The sequence below is a fragment of the Chroococcidiopsis cubana SAG 39.79 genome, assembly GCF_003991895.1.
Lineage (GTDB): Bacteria > Cyanobacteriota > Cyanobacteriia > Cyanobacteriales > Chroococcidiopsidaceae > Chroococcidiopsis > Chroococcidiopsis thermalis.
On record NZ_RSCK01000058.1, the window covers coordinates 29,851 to 39,691 of the forward strand.

The 9,841-nt window shown below is 41.9% G+C and carries 10 protein-coding genes; 5 read left to right on the plus strand and 5 right to left on the minus strand.

Annotated elements, in window-relative coordinates; translation table 11 throughout:
* Positions 1–18 precede the first annotated feature (18 nt).
* The 4 genes from DSM107010_RS25450 to DSM107010_RS25465 form a co-directional block, all read right to left on the minus strand.
* Positions 19–1,113, minus strand: a complete 1,095-nt coding sequence (locus tag DSM107010_RS25450; protein ID WP_106166991.1) for an ABC transporter substrate-binding protein — start codon at positions 1,111–1,113, stop codon at positions 19–21.
* A gap of 6 nt (positions 1,114–1,119) precedes the next feature.
* Positions 1,120–1,908, minus strand: coding sequence for an ABC transporter permease (locus DSM107010_RS25455; protein WP_106166990.1), 789 nt, complete (start codon positions 1,906–1,908; stop codon positions 1,120–1,122).
* Entirely contained in the window at positions 1,905–2,708 is an 804-nt protein-coding gene (locus tag DSM107010_RS25460) for an ABC transporter ATP-binding protein (protein WP_106166989.1), read from the minus strand. The genes DSM107010_RS25455 and DSM107010_RS25460 overlap by 4 nt, the downstream gene beginning before the upstream one ends.
* Before the next feature lie 108 nt (positions 2,709–2,816).
* Positions 2,817–4,559: an amidase family protein gene (locus DSM107010_RS25465; RefSeq protein WP_158631859.1), complete on the minus strand. Its 1,743-nt coding sequence runs from the start codon at positions 4,557–4,559 to the stop codon at positions 2,817–2,819.
* A 267-nt stretch (positions 4,560–4,826) separates the two neighbouring features.
* Between DSM107010_RS25465 and DSM107010_RS25470 the strand changes: the two genes are divergently transcribed.
* From DSM107010_RS25470 to DSM107010_RS25485, 4 genes are read left to right on the plus strand one after another with little or no spacing between them, the layout of a single operon-like run.
* Positions 4,827–5,927: a nitrilase-related carbon-nitrogen hydrolase gene (locus DSM107010_RS25470; protein WP_146138640.1), complete on the plus strand. Its 1,101-nt coding sequence runs from the start codon at positions 4,827–4,829 to the stop codon at positions 5,925–5,927.
* A 15-nt stretch (positions 5,928–5,942) separates the two neighbouring features.
* A complete protein-coding gene (locus tag DSM107010_RS25475; protein WP_199755735.1) occupies positions 5,943–7,037 on the plus strand; it encodes an ABC transporter substrate-binding protein in 1,095 nt (364 codons plus the stop codon).
* A 45-nt stretch (positions 7,038–7,082) separates the two neighbouring features.
* Positions 7,083–7,886, plus strand: coding sequence for an ABC transporter permease (locus DSM107010_RS25480; RefSeq protein ID WP_106166985.1), 804 nt, complete (start codon positions 7,083–7,085; stop codon positions 7,884–7,886).
* 4 nt (positions 7,887–7,890) lie between these two features.
* Complete coding sequence (locus tag DSM107010_RS25485) at positions 7,891–8,718, plus strand: ABC transporter ATP-binding protein (RefSeq protein ID WP_106166984.1); 828 nt, start codon at positions 7,891–7,893, stop codon at positions 8,716–8,718.
* 27 nt (positions 8,719–8,745) lie between these two features.
* On the opposite strand, the gene DSM107010_RS25490 is transcribed toward DSM107010_RS25485, so the two are convergent.
* On the minus strand, positions 8,746–9,240 hold the full coding sequence (locus DSM107010_RS25490) for an Lrp/AsnC family transcriptional regulator (RefSeq protein WP_106166983.1): 495 nt from the start codon (positions 9,238–9,240) through the stop codon (positions 8,746–8,748).
* A 160-nt stretch (positions 9,241–9,400) separates the two neighbouring features.
* On the opposite strand from DSM107010_RS25490, the gene DSM107010_RS25495 reads away from it, so the two are divergent.
* Entirely contained in the window at positions 9,401–9,766 is a 366-nt protein-coding gene (locus DSM107010_RS25495) for an isochorismatase family protein (protein WP_106166982.1), read from the plus strand.
* Positions 9,767–9,841 lie beyond the last annotated feature (75 nt).

Sequence of the window (9,841 nt, forward strand, 5' to 3'; positions counted from 1 at the left end):
TTTAAGACTCCAGAAAAACTAAGCTAGCTGCGCTTTCTCTAAAATTAGATTCTGTGCCTTCATCGATCGACCAAGTATCCCCTCTTTTTGAAAGACATCAATTAACGCTTGATAAGAGTTGATGTCTGCCCGATCTAAGTCGCTGAAACTGCGTAATCGAGGTTGGGTAACATAATTAACTTGGTCGGGTTTAATGGCTGTATACTTAGCCAGGATAGGACGATACTTATCAAAATTCTGGTTTGCCATCTTTGTCGCTTCGTCTATGACTTGTATCACTTTTTTAGCGACTGCCGGACGCTCTTTAAGAAATTTAGCCGTAAGGACAGCAGCACCAGAGTAGAACGGATCGGAAATAAACATTGCTACTGGATTGGTCATTGCCCGTTTTGCCTGTCCGGTCGATAATGCGATCGAGCCAACGGGTTCTAAGGAGAGAGTAGCATCTACGGCTCCAGACACTACTGAAGTTACGTGTAATCCCACTGCCATCTGCTCCACCGTCAAGTCTCGATCGGGATCTAAACCGTTTCGCCGCAGAATGTACTGAGTAATAGTCCGCCATTGAATTCCAGGTAGAGTACCGATCTTCTTACCCTTCAAGTCTTTAAATGACTGAATTGGAGAGTCAGGCTTGACGATCAATCCATCATTGATGAAGTTACTCTTAATTCCACCCCCTTGCAGACCGAAGACTTTAAAAGTGCCTGGTGCTTTTGCCTCTGCCAAAACTGTAATTCCTGCCGCCGCACCAGGAGGTCCGAAGTCCGCTCTTCCAGAGACGAGCGAATCGATAATTTGATTGGGATTTTCAAACTTGGCTGATTCAATTTCTATGCCTGCTTTCTCAAACAATCCCTCCTCCAAAGCAACGTAATAAGCTGTAGTTTGCATAATCGGCAACCAAGAAGCAATGACTTTTTCTTTCTTACTCGCGCTTGGACTAGAAGTTGAAGTAGAAGACGAAGTTGTAGAAGTCGATTGATTCGTACAGGCAGCTAGAAGACCAGTACCGACTGTAATAGAACTGTATTTAACAAACCTGCGTCGGCTCCAATTTCTTATAATTTTACGACGAAAAATCCCGCGCTTGTTGCTTTCTAGATCGTGCATAACTAATTATTTACCCTTCCAGTGAATAAACTTATTCTCAATTAGCAAAAACATTTGATTGAGCGCGTAGCCCATTACACCAGTAGCAATAATAGAGGCGTACATTTGAGTTAGGTCAAATGTTTGTTGAGCATCAATAATTCGCTGCCCCATTCCATGAGTAGAACCAATGAACATTTCTGCTACGATAATCACTACTAGCGTTAACGATACTGCCGTTCGCAAACCAATAAATGTTTGAGGTAGAGTCTCAAAAAAAATCACGTCGAGAAAGATACGCCAGCTAGATGCTCCCATAACTTTTGCTGCTACAATTCTGGTTTTGCGTGCGTTCATCACACCATAAGCAACATTAAAGAAGATAATCAACCAACCAGCAAAAGCAGCAACGGCAATTTTGGAGAAATCTCCAATTCCGAAAATTACTAGAAATAGCGGAAATACGGCTGTCGCAGGCGTAGAGCGGAAAAAATCAATTAAGAACTCGCAAGAGCGATACAGATGCTCGTTTGCTCCTAGAACAATCCCAATCGGAATGCCAAGAACTGTAGCAATACCAAAAGCATATAAGCTACGGTACAAAGTCAAAGAAAAATCGCGCCACAGATCGCCGGAAAAAAGGCTATTTAATAGGGTGGTGAGGGTTGCTTGAGGAGTAGGTAATAAGAGTGGATTTACCAACTTTATTTGAGCTACTATCCACCATAGAAGTAATAAAATTATTGTACCGATGTTTACGCTCAACGCCAGAGATAGGCTCTTAAATACTCTGTTTGTAGATTTATTATTTCTCATCGACGTACTTCCTTTTGAAATACTTCTAAACAATGAGACTTAATTTGAATAAATTTTGGATCGGCAAAAATGGTAGCCTTCCTAGGTCTTGTACTGTTGAACTTAACGATTTCTGCTATCTGGGTGGGACGCTTGGTCATCAACAAAATATTGTCAGCCATGTATACGGCTTCCTCTAAGTCGTGAGATATCATCACTGTTGTTAGGTTAGAGGTTTGAAAAACATCCTGTAGTTTGTCTCTAATTGATAAAGTTGCTTCATAGTCCAGTGCTGAGAAAGGTTCATCTAGAAATAATACTGCTGGCTGAATTGCTAATGCTCTCATGATTGAAACTAATTGTTGCTGACCTCCAGAAAGTTCGTAAGGATAGCGGTTGAGATCTATCTTAGTGTCAAATAATCCTACTAATTCTTCAACTCGTAATCGCTGTTGAATTCGAGAATATCGTGCGACTTTTAACGGGTATTTAATGTTATCAATGGCTTTCAACCAAGGATATAGAGCATCTCGATAATTCTGAAATACATAACCAATTCTAGTTTCGTGCAGAGTCTTACCATCGAAGAGAATCTGACCGGAGTCAATTGGAACTAGTCCGGCGATCGCGTTTAATAAAGTTGATTTGCCACATCCATTTGGACCAAAAATGCAGCTAACTTTACTTTTTTCAATCTCTAAGTTGAAGTCTTGATATAAGGGTTCTCGATTAAACCACTTCGTCAGTTTCCTCACTGTAATTCGGACACCTGAATCAGAATTGACCAAATTTTGCGGATCGCTCACTGCACGAAATGACATGACATATACCTGCTAAACGCTTGATAGCTTGCTAGCCTTGCTATTATTTTTTGACATTGATCGAACTAGAAACTAGAGCCACGCACTAGTTTCTAGTATCTGAATTGGCTATGGACGTTGTAAAGACCGACAAACTGGTACTTTCTTAAACTTGGGTAGCTTTTCAGCAGCGCGATCGGGAAGACCAAGGACGCATCTAGCTTTGTATACTATGACTTCTCCTGGCAAGGGAGGAACTAAAGGAGAAGGTTGGCGTTTTTTGCTTGCCTGTTCGTAGTCGTAGGCATAGCTAATCAGCTTAGCTTCACTGTAAGGTTTTCCAAAGAAAGAGATAGTCATCGGCAAGCCCTGCGTTCCAAATCCCATCGGCACGACGATCCCTGGAAAGCCCACAGAGCTGTAGCCCCCAAGAGTTGCAGGGTTAGGACGATTAGAACTGACAAAGGTAGGATCGTCAATCGATTCAATTGGATTGTTAATCGGAGCGGCAAAATTGGTTTGGTAAGGAAAAACGAGAGCATCCAAATTGTAGCGATCGAACACAGCTAGCTTAATTTGAGTTGCTGTCGGCAGCACGTTGTCAATCAGATTCTGATATTCAGGTGCGTCCGTAGAGGTAACAAGTGAGTCCTTTAGCAAACTGAGAACGCTGTCCGCTACCGGGAGCGGCGAGACAGCAATTTCTGTTTCGTAAATCTTGACAAATTCTGCTACTGTCTTAGGGACATCGGGTCCGAAGGTGGCTAAGTAAGCTTCCCAGTCTTCTTTAAATCTGTAATCGGCAATATCTCTGATATTTCGTCCGCCATTACGAACGTAGAAATCGATAAACTCAGGATCGAAGTAGACGGGATCGACAACTTTTGCACCCAGTTCCTTCAGTGTGGCGATCGCCTCTTCGGCAAGTCGGTCAATTTCGGGATCGCCGCCAAAGAAGTCGCGAGCTACGCCAATACGCGCACCTTTGAGAGAGCCTGTGCGGAGAAATTTAGTATAGTCCTTTTCGATCTTGCCTTCACTATTGAGGGTAAGCGGATCGTTGGAATCGACACCAGCGATCGCGTTGAGTAAAATAGCCGTGTCGGTTACGGTACGAGCCATCGGACCCGCCGTATCGAAGGTCAAATTTTTGGGCGCAATACCATCGCGGCTGATTAATCCTGTTGTCGGTCTTAAACCAACAATACCGTTCACTGCCGCCGGTCCGCGCACGGAGGTACTCGTGTCAGTACCAATGGCAAGAACGGTCAAGTTAGCAGCAACAGAAGCGGCAGAACCACTGCTCGATCCGCTCGTGTCACGCTTGAAGTTATAGGGATTAAGGGGCTGACCGTCGATCGTGTTATAACTGGCTCCGGCAAACTCTCCCATTGCCGCTTTACCCAAAATCACGGCTCCAGCATCTCGCAAATATTTAGTGATATAGGCATCGTCAGGAGGAATGGCGTTTTTGAGAATTACCGAACCATTGGAAGTTGGCAAGTCGAAAGTATCAATGTTGTCCTTGAGCAAGACGGGAATACCATGCAGAGGGCTTCTCGGTCCCTTCAGTTTTCGTTCTTTATCGAGCGCGGCAGCAGTTTCTAAAGCCTTCGGATTCACTGTAGTGATAGCGTTGAGAAAAGTTCCTCCATCTTCGTAAGCCGCAATTCGATTCAAATAAAGCTGTACGAGTTGTTTCGAGGTCAGCGCCTCAGCATCAAAAGCTCTATTGATATCTTCTATCGTGGCTTCTTCCAGCTTGAAAGTTACGGTTTCAGTTGTTTCTGCAAAGCCAGGATTTACAAATGTAGCAGACGCAACTACTGGCACGACAGTAGCTACCAATGTTTTTTGGATCGATTTGAACAATACTTTTCTCCTTACAGGCAGGTCTCAGCTATGCCTGCATATAACCAGTTACAAAGCTCCGATTGCTAAGCAGCAACAGCTCCAAACACTTTATCCACTCGAAGACCTGAAGCTTCAAAGCCGACTGTTGCTGCTGAAAAAGCAAATTAATATTCAATTTTTGCTGATAATGCAATTTAAGTTCGGATTTATTGCCGCTTCTGTGTAATAGAAGACAAAAGTTATAGATGAAGTCACTTAATCTGACAACTAACAGACGAAAGCTTTTTGGATGCTGGGAAGATGCTTGAGTTCGATCGCAAGGTAGGAATATCTGTAGTTCAAACGGCACCAGTTTACTTAGATGCCCCTCATTACGTCAGTAAAGCCGCAACTTTAGAAAAGGCTGTTAAGAAAATTAGAGAAGCAGCAGCTGCAGGTGCAGATTTAGTTGTCTTTCCAGAAACGTTTTTACCAGGGTTTCCCTATTGGTCTCTCGATTTTAAAGCGCAGCAGCAGTTTGCCGAGATTTGGGGTAAATTCTATTTAGAATCTGTGGTCGTGCCAGGACTGGCAACTGACAGGTTATGTGAGGTGTCTCGACAGACAGGTTCTTATGTCGTGATGGGAATCAACGAAAGAGATGCTAAACATCCTGGTCGAATGTATAACTCTATTCTTTTCATTGGACCGACAGAAGGAATAATTGGCGTTCACCGCAAAGTTAATATTACGATTCACGAACAGCTTTTTCACACTAGAGGTAGTGGAGGAAAAAATCTTAAAGTTCACGGTACTAAGATTGGTAACTTGAGTGGTATTATTTGCGGCGAACACATTCAACTTCCTTACCTTTACCACTTAATTACTTCTGGCACTCAAATTAATTGTTCTCTTTGGCCAGGTTACAATGAGGTTCTTAACGGCTACGACCTGAAAAATGAAATTTCAACTGCTACCAAGGCTCTAGCAATCTTTGGCAAGATCTGGTGTGCTCTAGCTTCCACCTACATTCCCGAAGATGAAAGACCGAGTAACTTCTATAGCAATACCTGTTTCGACCAATCTTACGGTGGTAGCGGTATTATTAATCCAAACGGTCAGTATGTTGTTGGTCCAATTTACAACGAAGATACGATTCTGTACGCAGAAGCAGATTTAAGGCAAAATTTGTGGGGAATGTCAGTACACAATCTTAATGGTTCCTACGGTCGTTGGGATTTATTTAAATTAATTATCAATAATGATGGAAACGAACCGAGTTTTAGTAGCGAGTCAGCTCCAGTTCTGAACGAGAAATATTCCGTACCAAATAACGCGATCGCCAACGGAGATGGTAATTCTAGATACTCTACAGTAAATACGCTGGAAGAAACTACAAGTTCTTAGCAAATTTATCTTCGGATGACGAATGAGTTAATTATTTTAGAGAGAAGGAAGATGGCAATTGGGAAGATATTAATCTTTTGCTTGTTTAGCTTTCTAGTATCATCTTGCTCCTCGTCAAGCCAATCGACAAGCCAATCGGCTGCACCTGCAACTCAGGAAGTTGCTACGTCAGACGCAACGACTAAAAAGCAATTAGTTCCTGTCAAAGCAGGTCATTTGGTTGCTCTAGATATGGCTCCACTCTTTGTTGGAGTCGAGTCTGGATGCTTTCAGAAAAATGGTCTAGCTGTAGAGACTATTGCTTTTACTAACCCTGGAGACAATAATGCTGCTTTGGCAGGGGGTGCAATTGATTTTAGTACCAATCCGTTTACCTTGCCTTTTTTTGCAGCTAGTAACGGCGTACCAATCAAAACTGTATCGGCAGCAGGCGGATGGGGAGTGATGCAAGTTATTGCCAAAAGCGAGTACGGGATCGAATCTGTCAAAGATTTGGCTGACTTTGTTGCTAAAAATCCTGGTAAAAAGCTACGGATTGCCACTCTACGTGGAGATACCTTAGAGTTGATCCTACTCGATGCTTTTGAAAAGCAAGGATTGTCTGCAAGCAATTTTGAAATGGTTTATTTTGACGATCTTTTAGCAATGGTGGATGCCTTTCGGCTAGGCGAGGTTGAAATGCTCAGCCATATTAAACCATACACAACTCAGTTTGTCGCTAGTGGCGAAGCAACGTTAGTCACGGATAATGCTCGGGTTTGGTCGCCGAATACGCCAAATACAGTCGTTAGCGTGCTAGAGAAAACTTTGAAACAAAGACCGCAAGTAGTTGAAGGTTATTTGAAGGGATTGCAGTGTGCGGCTGAAATCATTAATTCTCAGCCTGAAAAGGCTGTTGCCTTACTTGAGAAAGGTAATTACTTCAGAGTGAAAAATGATGTTCTGTTGGCAGCGTTTAAATCTCAGCCAGAACCAATTACATTCACGCCAGATTTGAAATCCGTTCAAGGTGTGGTTGATGAAATGGTAAGACTGAAGTACGTCAAGGTCGATGTACCTGCTAGCAAAATCTTCGATACCTCTCTCGTACAAAAACTAGAGCAAAAATAGAGCTTTAATTAGCTGCAATTAGCTCAGCCTAGTAATAACATCAGTATGGACATCAAACAGTTAACGGGATGGAAGCGAACATTTGTGTCTGGATTGTGCGGTCTATCTGCTATTCTGCTTCTAATCGGACTGTGGGAATGGATTGGCTCGATACCCCAAATACCTCTGACTCAAGTTCTGCCTCCTCCCTCAAAGTTTTTGCCAGTTTTGCTGGAGAATGATTTCAAAATTGGCTTGGGTTCTCAATCAGCATCTATCTACCAGTCAGTAGCTGTTACATTACTGCGTGTTCTGCTAGGCATGGTAGTGGCTTTTACTGGATCGATTGTTTGCGGACTACTCATCAGCTTGTCGAAATGGTCGGAGCTGTTCATTTTGCCTGTTTTAGGATTGATTGCCCCGATCGCGCCTATTGCTTGGGTTCCCCTGGCACTCGTCATTTTCGGTGTGAGCAATCTGACAGCAGTATTTATCGTATTTATGGGAGTTTTTTTTACTTTAACTATTGCAACTGTAGCAGAGATCGAGCGGATTCCAGAAAATCTTCTGATGACTGCTAAAAATTTAGGAGGAAATGACTTCAGATGTTGGCAAATGGTAATCGTTCCCGCAGTCATACCAGGCGTTTTCACTCTACTTCGTCTCAATTTTATCGCTGCTTGGATGGCTGTATTGGCAGCAGAAATGACTGGCTTACGGGATGGACTGGGTGCTGTTGTCATGACGGGGAGAAATCTTTTCAATAGTAATTTAATTCTTTTAGGTATTTGTATTATTGGAATAACTGGTTTTGCTATAGATAGGCTGTTATTGTGGTTACAAAAAAAATTCTTTTGGTGGCAGGTATAAGCTGATGATTGCAAGAGAGCAAGTGATTCTTTCTGGGCATAATCTATCGAAAAGCTTTAGCAAAGGACAAAAGCAAGGAACGGCTGTACTTGCCAATATAAATTTTGATATTTATGCCGGAGATTTTGTCACTATTCTGGGGCAGTCTGGTGGTGGCAAGTCTACCCTACTCAAGATACTGGGAGGTTTTCTTAGCCCGACATCAGGAACGATTTCTTTTCACGGACAGCCTTTGAAAGGGATCGATCCAAAGATCGGAATGGTTTTTCAAGAAAATAATCTGTACCCTTGGCTGAATGTAGAGCAGAATATCGCTTTTGGCTTTAAGATTCGCGGTGAAAAATTGCGGAGCTACATTCAGAAAGTTAACGCAGCAATCGCACAAGTCAGTTTATCTCACGCCAGGAAGCTTTATCCCCATCAACTTTCTGGCGGCATGAAGCAAAGAGTGGCGATCGCTCGCTCTATTGCCGTCCAACCAGATGTTCTCCTGCTTGACGAGCCATTCTCAGCCCTTGACATTCAACTACGACGACGCTTACAAGATTTTCTACTCTCAATTTGGGAGCAGACTTCTACAACAATGGTACTGGTGACGCACAACATTGAAGAAGCAATTCTTCTAGGACAAAAACTGATTGTTATTGGCGGTCAGCCTGGTAAGATTTTGGAGAGCATTGATATATCTGCTTCCTGCTTTCGCCACCGCTATCACCCTGAATTTATACAATTAGAGCAATATCTGGAGGCTGCAATTGAAAAAGATATCACTTTTAGAGAAGCTCAAAGGACTGCACGTGAACTGAAAATTTTAAAAGCTAGTAACAACTAAAGGCAAAACATAAACTGTTAGTATAAATCATTGCTTGACTCTAGCTGGATACTGTGCCTTATGAATTTTTAAAATCGTTCTTGAGTTCAATTGCTTCACGATTGGCTGAGTCCTGATCCAGTTTAGAAAATTCAGTAGTTCCTCGTTGTTCTGGTAAATATACTCCATCATGATATTAAATTGTCCTGTTGCCGAGGCAATATAACTAATATTTTTCATTTGGATCAATTTATCCAGCGTCTTCTCAAAAAACTCTGGCTCTACGTCTAGTTCTATATAGGCAACATTTTCATACTTAATTTTTCCAGTATTTATGAAAGCACTAATCGAAATCACATTTTCATCTAGCAATCTCTTAACTCGATATCTTATGGTTGTTTCTGGCACGTCTAGCTCTCTAGCAACGCTGCTATAAGCTGCCCGTCCATCACTTTGAAGCAACTCAATTATTTTTAAATCCAAGGCATCAATTTCAAATTCCTGAATTTCTTCAGGTGACCTACTTTTATTAAAATCATTCATATTTTACTTCTCTATAAATAATTTCTGCGATTATCAATTATACTTTATTAATATCTCTTTAGCCCCGATTTCAAGCTATAATCTGAAAAATTGGTTTGATAAATTTTGTCAAATCTGACTTTTCCTATCTCGTCTATTCTTTAACACTGTTGTTGCTGTAATGAATTTTAGATCGGTATCTCTATCTACTCAAAATGCTCCTTTTCCACTTAATCTCGATCGTACTGCACTATTAGTTATTGATATGCAGAATGACTTTTGTCATCCTGCTGGATTTTCTGGAAATGAACTTGAATTCAATTTGACAGCGATTCAAGGTATCGTGCCAAACATACAAAAGCTTTTGGCATGGGCTAGAACAAATGGAGTATTAGTTGTCTATACAAAAGAAAGCCATCTACCAGACTTGTCTGACTTATCAGCGAGCAAGAAGCTACGATATGAGATTGCAGGCTCTCCTGTTGGCGCAGTTGGAAAGATGGGTAGATATTTGATACAAGGAGAATGGGGTTCGGAAGTTAGGTAGTGATATGGAAGTAGTGGTGAAGCTCAAATCCTGTCTAACTCTGCATTGTAGCCATGAATGAAGTACCAAATCGCT